The following is a 15,123-nucleotide window of genomic DNA, read 5'->3' on the forward strand; positions in this document are numbered from 1 at the left end:
GTGGTAACTGGCCGTTACTGGCCGACCGTGTCGTTCCAATCCTTCAGCCAGCCGGCGCGGTTATCGAGGGCTGCGGCCGAGGGGATTAGCTTGAGGTTCTTCACCGTGTCCTCGCCGTAGGTTAGGTTGTTGGCGGCTTCGTCGGAGACCTTCACCTCCTTGTTGGCCGGGCTGTCGACCAGCTTTTCGGCGAGCTTGGTCTGGATCTCGGTGGAGAGCCAGAAATCCATGAACTGCAGCGCGAGGTCCTGGTTCTTCGAGCCCTTGGTCATGACCATGACATTCATGCCGCCGGTCTGGCCTTCCTTGGGCGTTGCCCAGGAGACGGGGACGTCGAGCTTGGTGAAGCCGGCCCAGGAGAAGCGGCCGATCGGGGCTGCCCAGATTTCTTCCTGCTGCATCAGCTGCACCAGCTGCGAGGACTTTTCATAGAAGGTGACGATTTCATCCTTCTTCTCGCCGACGGCTTCGATCGGCGCCTTCAGGTCCGGGCTGTCCTTGCCGAGGGCGAGGCCGAGCATGTAGAGCGCCGGCGGGCCCTGGTTGGTGGTGACATTCGGGAAGGCGACGTGGCCGATATACTCAGGCTTCAGCAGATCGGCCCAGCTCTCGATCTTCATCTTGTCGGAGCGGTAGGCGATCGAGGTGGCGTAGAAGGTGTAGCCGACGCTCATGCCGTCGCCGTTCGGATCCTTGGCGAGGTCATAGAGCTTGCCGAAATTGGTGAGCTTCGAGGTGTCGATCTTCTCGATCAGGCCCTTGCGGGTGGCCGACAGCGCATCGGCCATGGAGACGACGGCCATGTCGATAACGGGGTTTGCCTTGTTGGCTTCCATCTTCGCCAGGCGCTCGACGCTGTTGCCGGTCTCGACCACCAGCTTGCAGCCGCACTTGGCTTCGAAGGGATCGTAGACGATCGATTTGAAGTCATCCTGCGCGAAGGCATAGACGGAGATGGTGAGCGTCTTTTCCTGAGCGCTGGCGGCGACGGGCGTGAGGGCAAGAAGGGCCGCCGAGGCGATGAGGGCATGCTTCATGTCAGGAGTTCTCCGTCTGAGAGGCTAGGTCCAGTTTACTTGGGTCGCTATTGGTCGGGTCGCGATTGGTTGGATCAACCGGACCCGATGATTGGCGAACGATCAGTTGCATGGGCACCCGATCGGTGTCGGCGCTGACCAGCACGCCTTCGCGGCTGCCGCTTGCCTGTATGGTTTTCAGGAGCGACGAGATCGCGACATCGGCGATCGTCGCCATGTCCATCGCCACCGTCGTCAGGCTCGGCGTTATGACGGGGGAGAAGATCAGGTCGTCGAAGCCGGTGACGCTTGCCATGTCGGGGACGACGATGCCGTCGCGCTGCAACTCGGTGAGCGCCCTCAGCGCCTGCAGGTCGGAGAGTGCTGCAAAGGCGGTGTAGCCTTCACGGACCTTTTCGGCGAGGCCGAGGGTGCAGCCCATGCCGTTCTCGCGTTCCAAGCGCTCGACCCAGAGGGTGGAGGAGTGCATGTCGGAGCGCAATCCGGAGCGGATGCCGCCGACGCGATCGTTCTGGACGTTGGATTCGGGATTGTTGCCGATCACAAGAATGCGCTTGTGGCCGAGTTCGGCGAGGTGGTCCGCGATATCGCGTCCGCCCTGCCAGTGGTCGGCGGCGACCGTGTTGCCGGGCGTCGAGGCCGTGTCGATGACGGCGACCGGACAGCTCGCGGCCGAGATGCGGGTCGCGCGGCGCGGGACAATGACAAGGCCCTCGACGCCGCGCTCGACCAGCCGGTTGATCGCTTCGGTCTGCGCCGTGATGTTGCCACGGGAGTCGGCGATCAGCACACCGTAGCCGGCCGATGTGGCGGCGAATTCAATGGCCTGCGCGAGCTTCGGGAAGAGTGGATTGGCGATGTCGGGCAGGACAAGGCCGATAACGCCGCTGCGGCCGGTGCGCAGCGCGCGCGCCGCCTGGCTCGGGACATAGCCCATTTCGGCCGCGTGTTCCCGGATCCGCTCGGCGAGCTGTTCCGACACACGGCCCTTGCCGGAGAGCGCGTTCGACACCGTCGCGACGGAGACGCCAAGCGACGTTGCGATCCTGCTCAGATTTGGTCCCGGTCGGGCTGGAGGCATGATATCAGACGGATTGGATTAATCGTTTAACCAATGCGTACATGACGTCGTCGTCGTTGTCGAATCCAATCTTGCGCCGCTTTGCGGTTTTCCGCAATCACGGGCATCTCCGCAAACAAAAAAGCCCCGGCGAACCGGGGCTTTTGCCTAATTTCTGTCGTCTCAGCCAGCCTTTGCAGTGCTTGCCTTTGCGGCGACCGGCTTGGCCGGGGCGGTGTTGCCGCCCGGGTTGTAGCCGCCGCCGATGGCGACGTTGAGCGCGACGTAGTCGGTTGCCATCTGCTGGACGGCTGCGGCCAGGCTGGCCTGGGCAAGCGAGACCTGACGCTGGGCGTCGAGGACGTCGAGCAGCGAGGAGGCGCCGTCCTTGTAGCTGGCGGTCGACAGATCCAGCGTTTCCTGGGTCGTCTTGACCTGGGCGCGCAGTGCCGCAACCGTCTGTGCATCGCGGCGAACCGCCGACAGCGCGTTTTCCACTTCCTCGACCGCCTGCAGAACCGCCTGCTTCCAGACGAGATACTGGGTCTTGGCGTCGGACTTGGCGATGTCGACACCGGCGCGCAGGCTGCCGCCGTCGAAGATCGGGAGCGTCAGCGTCGGGCCGAAGGACCAGGTGGTCAGGCTGCCGCCACGGCTGCCGGCCGGATTGACGAAGGACGGCGCGATCGAGCCAGAGAGCGAGATCGTCGGATAGAGGCGGGCCATGGCCACGCCGATATTGGCGGTGGCGGCGGCCAGATTGCGCTCGGCGACGCGGATGTCGGGACGATTGCGGATCAGGTCGGCCGGAACGCCGGAGACGATGCCGGCGCGGAAGACCGGCTGCGAGCCGCCGCGCTGCAGTTCAGCGACCATCGAGCCGGCGGGCTTGCCGAGCAGGGTGGCGATGTGGTGGGCCGCGACGCGGAAGTTGGTTTCCAGACCCGGGATTTCAGCCTGGGTCGACTGCACCAGACCTTCAGCCTGCACGACGTCGAGACGCGAGGCAGCACCGGCATCGAGCTGGAACTTGGTCAGCTCGTAGGTTTCCTGGCGCGATTTCAGGTTGGCCCGGGAGAGCGCGATGCGCTCCTGATAGTAGCGGGCGTTGATGTAGGAGTTCACCAGATCCTGGAGATAGGTGAGCTTGGCAACGTCTGCGGTCGAGTAGGCGGCGTCGAGCGTAGCCTGGGCGCTTTCCTTCGAGCGGCGATACTGGCCGAAGAGATCGAGCAGCCAGCCGACACTGGCGCTGGCGCCGGTGGTGTTGGTGGCGCCGATGGTGCTGCGGCGTTCGCCCATGCTGCCGTTGAGCGTATGGTCGGCACCAACAGTCAGGCTCGGCAGGGCGCCGGCGCCCGCCACCGTGACATTGCCGGCGGCGGCATTGATGCGCTCCAGCGACTGCTGGATCGACAGGTTCTCACTGAGGCCCTCGGTGACCAGTCCGTTCAGACGGGTGTCGCGGTACGCGGTCCACCACGCGACTGTCGAGACGTCGCCATCGGCCTTGGCCGAGCCTTCATTGAACTTGGCCGGGAGGGGCATCTCCGGGGGAACATGGTCCGGGCCACTCACACAGCCCGCGAGCAATAGCAACAATGCCGGAGAGGCAAAACGAAAAGACGCCATTAACTATCTTCCTGTAACTCGACCAAAAAAATCATTCATGTCAGAAGCGGTCACGCTTCACTATCGGCCGCGCTTCGCTCAAACGAGAAACACCATCCCGAAGCAGTTTGCGGCAATGTACCAATGAGTCTCACTTTATCACAGTGCAGATATGTCACACTCATACCTCATTTTTTTGACGTCGCGAGAAGACGCGGCGGATAACCACAAAGAATGATGGCACGAAGAAAATGCCGAGCGCGGTCGCAAACAGCATGCCGCCAAGCACGCCGATACCGATCGCATTCTGCGCTGCGGAGCCCGCGCCGGTGGCGATCGCCAGCGGCACGACGCCGAGGATGAAGGCCAGCGACGTCATGATGATCGGCCGCAGACGCAGCCTCGCGGCCTCCAGCGTCGCGTCGATGATGCCCATGCCTGTCTCCATTCGGTCCTTGGCGAACTCCACGATGAGAATCGCGTTCTTCGCCGCCAGACCGATGGTCGTGAGCAGGCCGACCTTGAAGTAGACGTCGTTTGCCTGGCCGAAGACGGTTGCCGCGACTAGCGCGCCGAGCACGCCGACCGGAACGGCCATGATGACCGAGAACGGGATCGACCAGCTTTCATAGAGTGCCGCGAGGCAGAGGAAGACGACGAGAACCGAGATGGCGTAGAGCATCGGCGCCTGCGAACCGGACAGACGTTCCTGATAGGAGATGCCCTGCCATGCAACGGTGTAGCCGCCGCCGAGTTGCGCGGTCATCTCTTCCATCGCGTTCATGGCGTCGCCGGAGCTGACACCCGGTGCGGACGCGCCGTCGAGCGGGATGGCGCTCACCGCGTTGAAGCGGGCGAGCGTCGGGGCGCCCTTGACCCATTCCGTGCGGGTGAAGGCGGAGAAGGGGACCATCTCGCCATTGCTGTTACGGGCATACCAGTGGTCGAGGTCATTGGGCTGCATGCGGAAGGGTGCATCACCCTGGACATAGACCGGCTTGATCTCGCCGTTCAGGGTGAAGTCGTTGACGTCGCGGCCGGTGAAGATGACTGACAGCATCGAATTGACCGCGGAGATGTCGACACCCATGGCGCCGATCTTCTCCTGGTCGATGATGATCTTCATCTGCGGCTCGACTTCCTTGTTGTTGCTACGCAGCGCAACAACCTTGCCGCTCGTGTTGGCCATCGCCATCAGGCGCTTGGAGGCCGCGTCGAGCGCCTCGGTGCCGTGACCGCCGGTATCGACGAGATACATGGAGAAGCCGCTGGAGACGCCGAGACCCTGGATCGCCGGCGGCAGCAGCGCGAAGACTTGGGCTTCGCGGATCTGCGAGAAGGCGCCCAGCGCGCGGGTGGCGACAGCCTGCGCATGGAGCTTGTCGTCCGCGCGCTCGGCGAAGTCCTTGAGCTTGGTGAAGACGATCGCGCTGTTCTGGCCGGAGCCGTTGAAGCCGAAGCCGAGCGCGCCGAAGACGGACTGGACCGCGTCCTTTTCGTTTTCGCGATAGTAGGTCTCGACCTTCTCGACGACGGCCTGGGTCTGCTGCGTGGTCGAGCCTGGAGGCGTGGTCACGATGGTCAGCAGCACGCCCTGGTCTTCCTGCGGCAGGAAGGAGGTCGGAAGTCGGGTGAAGAAATAGGCGCAGCCGAGGCCGACCAGCAGGAAGACGACCATGACGCGCCACGGACGCTTCAGGAGGTAGCCGATCGAGCGGACATAGCCGTTGGTGGAGCGGGTGAAGTTGCGGTTGAACCACTCGCTCGCACGGTTCTTCTTGTGGTCATGCACCGGCTTCAGCATCGTGGCGCAGAGCGCCGGCGTGAGCACGATGGCGACCAGCGCCGAGAGCAACATGGCCGAGACGATGGTGACCGAGAACTGGCGGTAGATGATGCCGGTGGAACCGCCGAAGAAGGCCATCGGAATGAAGACGGCCGTCAGAACGAGCGCGATGCCGACGATGGCGCCGGTGATTTCGCCCATCGATTTCTCGGTGGCCTCCATCGGCGACAGTTTCTCTTCCGTCATGATGCGCTCGACGTTCTCGACCACGACGATGGCGTCGTCGACGAGCAGGCCGATCGCAAGCACCATGGCGAACATGGTCAGCGTGTTGATCGAATAGCCTGTCGCGGCAAGGATGCCGAAGGTTCCGAGCAGAACCACCGGGACCGCGATCGTGGGAATGAGCGTCGCGCGGAAGTTCTGCAGGAAGACCAGGAGAACGACGAAGACGAGCACGATCGCTTCGATCAGCGTGTGCACGACCTTCTCGATCGACAGCTCGACGAAGGGCGTCGTGTCGTAGGGATAGGTGATCTCCACGCCGTCGGGCAGGCCCTTGGAAATGGAATCGAGCGCGGTTCGGACACGGCCGGCGGTATCGATGGCGTTGGCGCCGATCGCGAGGTTGACGGCGAAGCCGCTCGATGGCTGGGCGTTGTAGCGCGAGGAGCCGCCATAGCTTTCCTGGCCGATCTCGATGCGCGCGATGTCGCTCAAGCGAACCGTGGATCCGTCCTTCTCGACCTTCAAGATGATGTGCTCGAAGTCGGAAACGGTGGTCAACTGGCTCTGCGCGGTGATCGTGACGTTCATCTGCTGGCCGTCCACGGAAGGCTGGGCGCCGAGAGAACCCACGGATACCTGCGTGTTCTGCGCCTCGATCGCCGAGGTCACGTCGCCGGTCGTCAACTGATACTTGACGAGCTTATAGGGGTCGAGCCAGACGCGCATGGCGTAGCCGGAGCCGAAGATATTGACGCTGCCGACGCCTTCCAGGCGCTGGACCTGCTTTTCGATCGAGTTCGACAGGATGTTGCCAAGGTCGACGGAGTTGCGCTTGCCGTCGGTGGAGACCAGCGCGCCGACGAGAAGGATACTTGAGGTCGAGCGGGTGACGCTGATGCCGGCATCGATGACGTCGCTCGGCAGCTGAGACTGTACGAGCTGCAGCTTGTTCTGCACCTGCACCTGGGCGATATCGGGATCGGCCGCCGTGCCGAAGGTCAGCGAGATGCTGGCCGAGCCGGTGGACGAGGTCGAGGTCATGTAGGTGAGGTCGTCGAGACCGGTCATGCCGTCTTCGATGATCGTCGTCACCGATTTCTCGACGGTTTCAGCGCTGGCGCCGCGATAGGTGGCGTTGATGCGCACGGTGGTCGGCGCGATATCCGGATACTGCGAGATCGACAGCGTGAAGATCGCCAGCACGCCCGCGAGCATGATCGTGATCGCTATGACCCACGCAAAGATCGGACGTCGGATGAAAAACTTGGCCATTGGCTAATTCCTGTACGGCTCGGATCAATGAACGACGCGTTACTTCGCGGCGGGCTTCTGCGCGTCACCGGCGGCGGCTGGAGGCGCCACGGGCACGACGATACCCTTGTCATTGATCTTCATCTCGGTCGGCTTGACCGGCATGCCCGCGGTGATCGACTGCAGTCCAGAGACGATCAACTGATCGCCGTCCTTGACGCCTTCGGTCACCAGCCATGCATTGTTGGATGGCGATGCGTTTTCGAAGATGCGGTTTTCGACCTTGCCATCCGCGGACACGAACTGCGCCGACAGCTCGCCATTGGCGTTGCGGCTGGTCGCGAGCTGGGGCAGGGCGAAGCCGCTTTCCGAACCGAGTTCCAGCGTTGCGCGGACATACATGCCCGGCAGGATGATGCGGTCGGGATTGGGGAAGCGCACGCGAATGGTGAAGGTGCCTGTCGTCTCGCTGACGACCGACTTCGACATGTCGAGCGTGCCCTTCTGATCGTATTCCTTGCCGTTTTCGAGGATCAGGCGGAAGGCGTCGTTGCCGCTGGTGCCCTTGATCTCGCCATCGGCAATCGCGCTGCGCAGACGCAGAAGGTTGGTGCTCGATTCCGTCAGAAGGATATAGGCCGGATCGAGCTGGCGCACTGTGGTCAGCGCCGTGGTCTGGTTGGCGGAGACGACGTTGCCGACGTTATAGGACGTCTGGTCGATGACGCCGTCGAAGGGAGCGACGATCTTGGTGTGATCAAGGTCGATCTCGGCTGCCGTAAGCGCGGCCTTCGCCGATTCGACTTCGGCCTGCGCCTGCAGGAGGTTGGTCTTGGCGGTTTCGAACTCGATCTGCGTTGCGCCGGAGCCGACCAGGCGCTGGTAGCGGTCGAAGTTGCTCTGCGCGCTCGGCACGCTGGCCTCGGCCTTGGCGATGGCGGCGCGCGCCTGCGCGACGGCAGCGACATAGGGGGCGTCTTCGATCTGGTAGAGGACGTCGCCCTTCTTCACCTCGCCGCCTTCGCGGAAGGTGATGTCGCGGATGAGGCCGCTGACCTGCGGACGGATGTCGGCGGTCTGGAATGCCTCGGCGCGGCCGGGAAGGATCGTCGTGACCGGGAAGTCGCCCTTCTTCAGCGTGATCACGCCGACGGCGGCCGCCTGCTGAGCCGCCCCGGCACCGCCGGCGCCCGCGGCCGGTGTCTTGCCGCTGTCGCTGCAGGCGGCGAGCACGCCACCCATTGCAAGAGCGGAGGAAACGAGGAGAAAGCGACGTATCATGTTCAATTCCCTATGCGCTGGCTCGCGGATCGAAGCCTGCCGGGGATGCCACACGACAAACGATCCGGAGTCAAATGCCTCTGATCCGAATTAACAAAGCCTTTAGAAAGTGACGTAAGTGATGAATCGTCACTTAGCAAGCGCTATTTTGCAGCGCGGCATCGGCGAAATCGACGATCTGTCTTGCTCTCTCGACGAGGGTCTCTTTGTCGTCTTTGACGATCAAAATAGGGTGCAGCACGCCGGCAAGTACGTCGGAGACCGTCCGTGCGGCACGCGCCGGGTCTGGGCAGTGGTAGCGGCCCTCTGCGACACCTTCGCGAATGATGAGCTCCAGTTTCTGGATCACTTTTTCGCGATATCGCCTGCCGGCCTCGATCTTCGCCTCGATGCTGACGAGGACCATTTCGAAAATGTAGGGGTTTTTCTGGATGTCCTCGAGATGGCTGTCGAGCAGCCGGAGGACGAAGCGGAGCAACTGTTCGCGCGGCGGCAGGTCATCGGCGACGAAACGGTCGGCGACGTCGCTCAGGTGCCTTTCGGCAATCGCGTCGACCAAGGCGGTCTTCGAATGAAAATGCTTGAAGACATTTGCCGGCGACATGTCGAGCGAAGCGGCGATATCGGCGATCGAGACGGCGACGAAGCCGCGCTGGCGAAACAACTGCTCGGCCATCGTCAGAATATCTTCGCGGGTCTCTTCGGCCTTGCGCCTTGGCCTTCGTGCCATGAATTCTCCAGCCGGATTCGCCCGGCATCGGTGTTTTTCAAAATCTAACGCGAGATTGAAGAGGCCTGCAAGCTAAAGTCGCAGGCCTTCATGCGATCGAGCGCTTAGGGGAAATAGCGCGAGAGGTTCTCGCGCACGCGCTCCACGGGGGTTGCGCCGGCGTCGTCAGGCACGAACGTCTGCGCGGTGATCGCCTCATAGGCCTTTATATAGACAGCCGAGGTCTGCTCGATGAGGTCGGTCGGGATCTCGGGGATCTCGTCCTTGTAGGGGTCGCAACGTTCGGCCACCCAGGCGCGGACGAAATCCTTGTCGAAGCTTGCCGGGCGCGTGCCGGCTTCAAAGCTTGCCTGATAGCTGTCGGCGAGCCAGTAGCGGCTGCTGTCGGGGGTATGAATTTCGTCGGCGAGGATGATCGTGCCGTTCTCGTCGGTGCCGAACTCATACTTGGTGTCGACGAGGATGAGGCCGCGCTTGGCCGCCATTTCCTGGCCGCGGGCAAACAGCGCCAGCGCGTACTTGGACAGCGTATCCCATTGCGCCTGCGTCAGCAGACCGCCTTCGACGATCTGATCAGGCGTCAGCGGCTCGTCGTGGCCACCATCGAATTCCTTGCTTGTCGGCGTGATGACCGGCTCGGGGAGCTTCTGGTTGTCGCGCATGCCATCCGGCAGGCGCATGCCGTACATCTCGCGCTCGCCCTTCTTATAGAGGGTGAGGATCGAGGTGCCGGTGGTGCCGGCGAGATAACCGCGCACAACGATCTCGACCGGCAGGATGTCGAGACGCTTGCCGACGACGACGTTCGGATCGGGATAGGCGATGACGTGGTTGGGGCAGATATCCTTGGTCGCCTCGAACCAGTATCGCGCCGTCTGGGTGAGGACCTGGCCCTTGTAGGGAATGCAGGTCAGGATCCGGTCAAACGCGCTCAGCCTGTCGGTGCTGATGATGATGCGGCTGCCATCGGCAAGGTCGTAGTTTTCTCGCACCTTGCCGCGGTAGTAATTCGGCAGTTCCGGGAAATGGGCTTCTTGGAGAATACGCACGGGCTTGACCGTCCTTTTGGGTTACGGGGTCGGTTTGATCGGGGCTTTCCCCTGCTCTAGTTCCATCGCCGGGGATGTCAAGCAAGCGGGGCTCAAACCCAGAAGACATATAGAAGCAGCAGGCTCAAAAAGTAGCTCAGCACCGTCACTGGCAGGCCGGCGCGGATGAAGTCGGAAAAGCGGTAGCTGCCGATGCCCATGGCGAGCGTGTTGTTGTGATGGCCGAAGGGTGTGAGGAAGTCGAGCGAAGCACCGAGGGCGACTGCCAGCAGATAGGCTTGCGGCTGGTGGTGGCCGGCTGCCGCGAACTCGATCGCGATGGGGCTCAGCACGATGGCGACGGTGGCATTGTTGACGAAGGGCGTCAGCGCGATCGCCAGCAACAGCACCACGGCGATGCCCGCGAGCGGCTGCGACACCGGCAGAACAGCGCCGAGCGCCGAGGCGATGACTTCGGCCGTGCCCGAGGTGCCGACGGCAGAGCCGATCGGGATCATCGCGGCGAGCATGATGATGACGGGCCAGTTGAGATCGGCCATCGCCTGGCGGATGTTCAGGTAGTTGAGGAGCGCCAGCGCGAGGACGACGCCGGCGAGCGCGATGTCGGGCCGCACGACCGTGGTCGCGGCGATGCCGCAGGCAAAGATAGCGAAGGGCTGCCAACTCAGCGAGAATGAGGGCGAGACGGGCGGCGAGGCGAGCGGCAGACATTCGCATTCCTCAAGCGCTTCAGAGATTGCGGCACGGTCGCCCTCCAGCACCAGGACGTCGCCGATCGACAGCTGTAAATCCTCGAAGCGTCCCTCGATGCGCGGGGAGCGCATGGATAGCGCGCTGATCGCGATGCCGCGCATCGTGAAGACCTCGAGCGAGCGCAGGCGCGAGCCGACCAGCGTGCTCTCCGGCATGACGACGGCTTCGACGCGGCTTGCCTCGGCCTGCCCATGATCGGCCTGCAGCGCGCCCGATGCCGCGAGGTCGATAAAGACCGTGTCGTCGGCTTCGGCCAGGAGGAGATCGCCGGCCTCGATGATGGAGCGCTCGGCGGAGCCGAAGACGAAGGCGTCGTTGCGCAGCAGCGCATGCGGCTTGAGCGCGAAGCGGGCAGGGAGATCGGCGAGGCTTGCGCCGATCAGCGGTGAGCCCAAGGGCACACGGCGTTCGGCCACCATGCGACGGCGCTGCGTTTCGGGCGCTGTCTCATCGTCCTCGCCATCCCCAGGGAAGAGCAGTGGCGCCAGTATAGATGTCATGAGGATGCCGGCTGCGGCGACCGGCAGACCGACATAGGCGAAGTCGAACAGGCGAAAACTCTCACCCGTCGCGGCCGCCAGCGCATTGCTGACCAGCAGATTGGCAGGCGTGCCGATCAGCGATACGAGGCCGCCGAGCAGGGCGGCGAACGAGATCGGCATGATCAGCTGGCGCTTGGGGATGGCGCTGACGGCGCTGATGCGCAGCGCGACCGGCAGCGAGATGGAGAAGGCGCCGATATTGTTCATGAAGATGGAGATGAAGCCTGTCACGCCAGAGAGGATGGCGATGACGCCGGTGCCGCGCATGCCGCGACTGGCAAGCGCTGTCGACACCCTGTCGAAGAAGCGGGTGCGTGCCAGCACCTGGACCACCAGCAGGATCTCGACGACGGTGATGACCACGGGGCTGGCAAAGCCCGCGAAGACCGCGTCGGTCGGATAAAGCCCGAGCGCATAGCCGGCAAGCAGGCCGGCGATCGCGACGACCTCGACCCTGAAACGGTCGATCAGAAACAGAACCAGCATCGCGATCAGCAGGATCAGCAGACATGCTTGTTCTAAGGTCATCAGGTCTTCCGGATTGATGCGCTGCTTTATGTGTTGACTGAGACTGTAGCGGTTCGCGGCGCGCTGTATAGAGGGGCGGGCGCAGAGCGCAGTCTATAATGGAGCGCACTCTATATTAGGAGCGACGGCTCAGATCCCGGGCGCGCGCCAGGCACCTTGTTCGGTACGGTCGAGCATCGGGGTGGCGAAGACGGCGACGGTTCGCTCCAGCCATTGCGGGCCGGCCTCGTCAAGCGCCGTGCGCCAGCGCTCGGATTGCAGCATGGCGGCGCCGATCGCGACCGGCGCGATGGAGCAGGCCGACAGCAGCTTGAGGCCGGAGACGATCGAGGTGCCGCTCGAGATGACATCGTCGATCAGCGCCACGCGCCTGCCTTCGAGCAGCGGCAGCATGCGCGGATCGATATAGAGACGCTTCTGCTGGGTGGGGGTGGTGATCGACGACAGCGGGACGGAGAGCTCGTCGCGGTACCAGAACTTCCTGGAGGTGCCGAGCGGCACATATCGCTTGTGCCCCAGTTTCTGCGCCACGGCTGAAGCGAGCGTCAGCCCGAGCGTCGGCAGTCCGGCGACGACGTCGATCTCGAGGGCTCTCAGCTTATCCGCCAGCTGTCCGGCCAGCGCGTCGAGCACCTCGAAGCTCGCCTGGTTGATGATGAGCGAGGCCAGCGCGTGCTCGCCATCGGCAAGCGGGCGAAGCGGCAGGCGGAGCTGGCGACCGTCAGTCAGCGTCGCGACATAGAAGGATGTGAAGTCACCCCCGATCGAAAAGGTGCCGGGCGCGTGCAGCTCCTGCCAGAAATCGTGCGGGGCGAGGGCGGCGCTGTCTGTCATGATGTCACTTCGTTCGTTTGGTCGTTTCCATGCCGGCGCGGCGACGCAGCGCCTTGAGCTCGGCTTCGGTCAAAGCCCTTACCGCGCCTTTCGGAAGATCGCCGAGTTGGAGATCACCGATCGCCACGCGCACCAGCCGCAGGCATTCGGTGCCGAGCGCTTCCAGCATGCGGCGGATCTGGCGGTTGCGGCCCTCGTCGAGCTCGACTTCAATCCAGGAGTTGCGTTCGCCTTGTCTCAAGAGCGTCGCCGCCGTCGCCTTCAGGAGTTCGCCGTCGTGGCGAACGCCATAGGCCATCTCGGCCAGCATCTCCGGCTCCATGACGCGATCGACCTGGACGTGATAGGTCTTGGTCACATGGGTGACCGGGTCGAGCAGCGCCTGGGCGAAGACGGTGTCGTTGGTGAAGAGCAGCAGGCCCTCGCTCGCCTTGTCCAGCCTGCCGACCGGCGACAGATGCGGGGTGTCGACATCCTTGAGGCAATCGAACACCGTCGGGCGGCCTTCCGGATCGTGGCGTGTCGTCACCAGCCCGCGCGGCTTGTTGAGCATCAGGTAGGTCATCGGCTCGGCCGCGACATCGCTGCCGTCGACCTTGATCTTCGCCGATGAGAGGTCGATCCAGGCGGCGCTGTCGAGCACGGTGCGGCCGTTGACGGTGACGCGGCCGTCGGCGATCAGCTTTTCCGCCTGGGTCCGCGAACAGTAGCCGAGCTTGGACAAAGCGCGCGGCAGGGTCACTCGCTTGCTCTCGACGGCTTCAGGCCTGTTGCGGCCGTTCTGCCTTTGCGGTGTGCGCCGCTCTCTCAATCGCCTGTTCCTCTGCTCTCTGTTATCGGCGTTTCTGGCATGAACGGTGAGGGGATGCCAGACGCGGGGGCGCAAAACGCGGGGATAAGAAGGATGGGACAAGAAGGATGGGGCAAGAGGGGAGGGGGCTCTGTCGCTCGGCCAAAAAGAAGAGGCGGCGCCGGTGGCGCCGCCTGTCTTGGCCGCATTTATATAAGGGGAGCGGATCGCTGTTGCGACCGGTCCTCAGTGACGCGCCACGAAGCCCGCAAGCTGCTCGCGGTTCATGGTGACACCGGCTGCCGCCTTGGCGGGATCCGGATGGGTATAAGAGACGCTTGGCATTTCAGGAAGTTCGAGAGCCTGTCGCATGTTCATAATACCGACCGCTAGGCGGCCCTGCGCTCCGTCAACTGTGACTTCGACGATGCAGTTCGATCCTTTGGCAATCATCAGCAGTCCTCCCTCGTTCTTTATAGTCTCCATTATTGGCCTGAAAAACGGGTTTTTCTAAGACCTAAGTAGTACGGGCCGGATGATACTTCGGATCATCAGGCCCGTAAACAAATTAGATATGTCTAATTTTAACGAATGCTATCGCCACCACTGCTGGCGCTGCGGGGCGGCCTGGGCGCCGCTCAGGAGATAGCCGGCGAGAAAGCCGAGCGCGCCGGCAAGCGCCAGCGCCGTGGTGGTGGCTGCCGGATGCTCGCGGGCAGCGTCGGCCGCGGCCACGCCTTCGGCCTTGATCTGGGCAACGGCGGTCTTGGCGCGGGGCGCCATATCCTCATAGGCCTTGCCGGCGCGATCGCGCACTTCGTAATAGGCCTCCGCGCCCTGGGCCGAGATCATCTTCTGCAGACGGGCGACCTCCTGCTGCAGGGCGCTGATGTCCTTGCTAACGGCGGATCTCACATCATCTGTATTGGAAGCCATTGGGCTGTCTCCTTTGTTGCTGACGATAGAAACACGTCTAGAAACACATGGGAGAGGGGTTCGGTTCCGAAAATCGGGCGTTTTGGGTGCGGATAATGCCGTGTGGGGGATGATGGGCCGTGGATTGGCCTGATGTTCGGGCGCATGGGTGGGGGCGTCGAAATGGCTCCGCAGAGGCGCCCGGAAATTCCCCCAACAGAATCAGTGTGTTATAAAACTGTCAAAAAACTTTGCGTGTGGTTGTTGACTTGTTCGGCTTAGGGGCCTTATAAGCCGCTTCACAGAACGAGGGCGGCGGCGCTGCTGGCGACGGTGACTTTCGCTCTGGATTTCTTTGAATTGGCTGCGATGCTGATTGGTTCTGGGCTTTAGGGTTTGGGACGGGGAATTTCGACTGGTTTGACTGGTCTGTTATTTGACAATTGAAGATGAGAAGAAAGAGAAACGTGGGCGGCGGAGTTCGCGGGATCGACAGAGATGTCGGTTCTTTGAAAGAGACTTTGGCGGTCACGTTTATCAAGAGAAGTTACACTGGTCTTTGGTGTTGGGGTTTCGGCCTTGGCGCTTAGAGGACAGGTGTGAAGTTCTCGTCGATTCAGAACGTGACGTAAATGCCAATGATTGAATTCTCAACATGAGAGTTTGATCCTGGCTCAGAACGAACGCTGGCGGCAGGCTTAACACATGCAAGTCGAACGCCCCGCAAG

12 protein-coding genes and 1 rRNA gene are annotated in these 15,123 nt (G+C 62.8%); 1 reads left to right on the forward strand and 12 read right to left on the reverse strand.

The features are described from left to right. Positions 1-14: 14 nt before the first annotated feature. The 12 genes from ACIQUB_RS20110 to ACIQUB_RS20165 all read right to left on the reverse strand — a co-directional run bounded on the left by ACIQUB_RS20110 (position 15) and on the right by ACIQUB_RS20165 (position 14,416). The gene (locus ACIQUB_RS20110; RefSeq protein ID WP_113239677.1) at positions 15-1,037 is read right to left on the reverse strand and encodes an ABC transporter substrate-binding protein; all 1,023 of its coding nucleotides are present in this window, start codon (positions 1,035-1,037) and stop codon (positions 15-17) included. 1 nt (position 1,038) lies between these two features. After that, on the reverse strand, positions 1,039-2,118 hold the full coding sequence (locus tag ACIQUB_RS20115; RefSeq protein WP_402931488.1) for a LacI family DNA-binding transcriptional regulator: 1,080 nt from the start codon (positions 2,116-2,118) through the stop codon (positions 1,039-1,041). Between the two features lie 162 nt (positions 2,119-2,280). After that, positions 2,281-3,729 (reverse strand): efflux transporter outer membrane subunit, encoded by a 1,449-nt coding sequence (locus ACIQUB_RS20120; RefSeq protein WP_402931490.1) that lies wholly within the window; start codon positions 3,727-3,729, stop codon positions 2,281-2,283. A gap of 160 nt (positions 3,730-3,889) precedes the next feature. After that, a complete protein-coding gene (locus ACIQUB_RS20125) occupies positions 3,890-6,994 on the reverse strand; it encodes an efflux RND transporter permease subunit (protein WP_113237864.1) in 3,105 nt (1,034 codons plus the stop codon). 39 nt (positions 6,995-7,033) lie between these two features. After that, the gene (locus tag ACIQUB_RS20130; protein WP_113237865.1) at positions 7,034-8,254 is read right to left on the reverse strand and encodes an efflux RND transporter periplasmic adaptor subunit; all 1,221 of its coding nucleotides are present in this window, start codon (positions 8,252-8,254) and stop codon (positions 7,034-7,036) included. Positions 8,255-8,387: 133 nt separating this feature from the next. Next, positions 8,388-8,984: a TetR family transcriptional regulator gene (locus tag ACIQUB_RS20135; protein ID WP_113237866.1), complete on the reverse strand. Its 597-nt coding sequence runs from the start codon at positions 8,982-8,984 to the stop codon at positions 8,388-8,390. Between the two features lie 104 nt (positions 8,985-9,088). Continuing rightward, complete coding sequence (locus ACIQUB_RS20140; RefSeq protein WP_113237867.1) at positions 9,089-10,033, reverse strand: phosphoribosylaminoimidazolesuccinocarboxamide synthase; 945 nt, start codon at positions 10,031-10,033, stop codon at positions 9,089-9,091. A 92-nt stretch (positions 10,034-10,125) separates the two neighbouring features. Then, a complete protein-coding gene (locus tag ACIQUB_RS20145; RefSeq protein WP_113237868.1) occupies positions 10,126-11,856 on the reverse strand; it encodes an SLC13 family permease in 1,731 nt (576 codons plus the stop codon). 129 nt (positions 11,857-11,985) lie between these two features. Next, complete coding sequence (locus ACIQUB_RS20150) at positions 11,986-12,690, reverse strand: phosphoribosyltransferase (RefSeq protein ID WP_113237869.1); 705 nt, start codon at positions 12,688-12,690, stop codon at positions 11,986-11,988. A gap of 4 nt (positions 12,691-12,694) precedes the next feature. After that, on the reverse strand, positions 12,695-13,501 hold the full coding sequence (locus tag ACIQUB_RS20155) for a pseudouridine synthase (RefSeq protein WP_113237870.1): 807 nt from the start codon (positions 13,499-13,501) through the stop codon (positions 12,695-12,697). 225 nt (positions 13,502-13,726) lie between these two features. Further along, complete coding sequence (locus ACIQUB_RS20160) at positions 13,727-13,933, reverse strand: hypothetical protein (protein WP_018902526.1); 207 nt, start codon at positions 13,931-13,933, stop codon at positions 13,727-13,729. A 141-nt stretch (positions 13,934-14,074) separates the two neighbouring features. After that, the gene (locus ACIQUB_RS20165) at positions 14,075-14,416 is read right to left on the reverse strand and encodes a hypothetical protein (protein ID WP_018902525.1); all 342 of its coding nucleotides are present in this window, start codon (positions 14,414-14,416) and stop codon (positions 14,075-14,077) included. 630 nt (positions 14,417-15,046) lie between these two features. Between ACIQUB_RS20165 and ACIQUB_RS20170 the strand changes: the two genes are divergently transcribed. Further along, positions 15,047-15,123, forward strand: a 16S ribosomal RNA gene (locus ACIQUB_RS20170); the annotation flags it as partial.

The sequence above is a fragment of the Rhizobium sp. NPDC090275 genome, assembly GCF_044772225.1.
Classification (GTDB): domain Bacteria; phylum Pseudomonadota; class Alphaproteobacteria; order Rhizobiales; family Rhizobiaceae; genus Rhizobium.

Bases quoted from the DNA above. Each gene is read 5' to 3' on its own strand.
- ACIQUB_RS20110 (WP_113239677.1), bottom strand. From the start codon at position 1,037: ATGAAGCATGCCCTCATCGCCTCGGCGGCCCTTCTTGCCCTCACGCCC.
- ACIQUB_RS20115 (WP_402931488.1), bottom strand. From the start codon at position 2,118: ATGCCTCCAGCCCGACCGGGACCAAATCTGAGCAGGATCGCAACGTCG.
- ACIQUB_RS20120 (WP_402931490.1), bottom strand. From the start codon at position 3,729: ATGGCGTCTTTTCGTTTTGCCTCTCCGGCATTGTTGCTATTGCTCGCG.
- ACIQUB_RS20125 (WP_113237864.1), bottom strand. From the start codon at position 6,994: ATGGCCAAGTTTTTCATCCGACGTCCGATCTTTGCGTGGGTCATAGCG.
- ACIQUB_RS20130 (WP_113237865.1), bottom strand. From the start codon at position 8,254: ATGATACGTCGCTTTCTCCTCGTTTCCTCCGCTCTTGCAATGGGTGGC.
- ACIQUB_RS20135 (WP_113237866.1), bottom strand. From the start codon at position 8,984: ATGGCACGAAGGCCAAGGCGCAAGGCCGAAGAGACCCGCGAAGATATT.
- ACIQUB_RS20145 (WP_113237868.1), bottom strand. From the start codon at position 11,856: ATGACCTTAGAACAAGCATGTCTGCTGATCCTGCTGATCGCGATGCTG.
- ACIQUB_RS20150 (WP_113237869.1), bottom strand. From the start codon at position 12,690: ATGACAGACAGCGCCGCCCTCGCCCCGCACGATTTCTGGCAGGAGCTG.
- ACIQUB_RS20160 (WP_018902526.1), bottom strand. From the start codon at position 13,933: ATGATTGCCAAAGGATCGAACTGCATCGTCGAAGTCACAGTTGACGGA.
- ACIQUB_RS20165 (WP_018902525.1), bottom strand. From the start codon at position 14,416: ATGGCTTCCAATACAGATGATGTGAGATCCGCCGTTAGCAAGGACATC.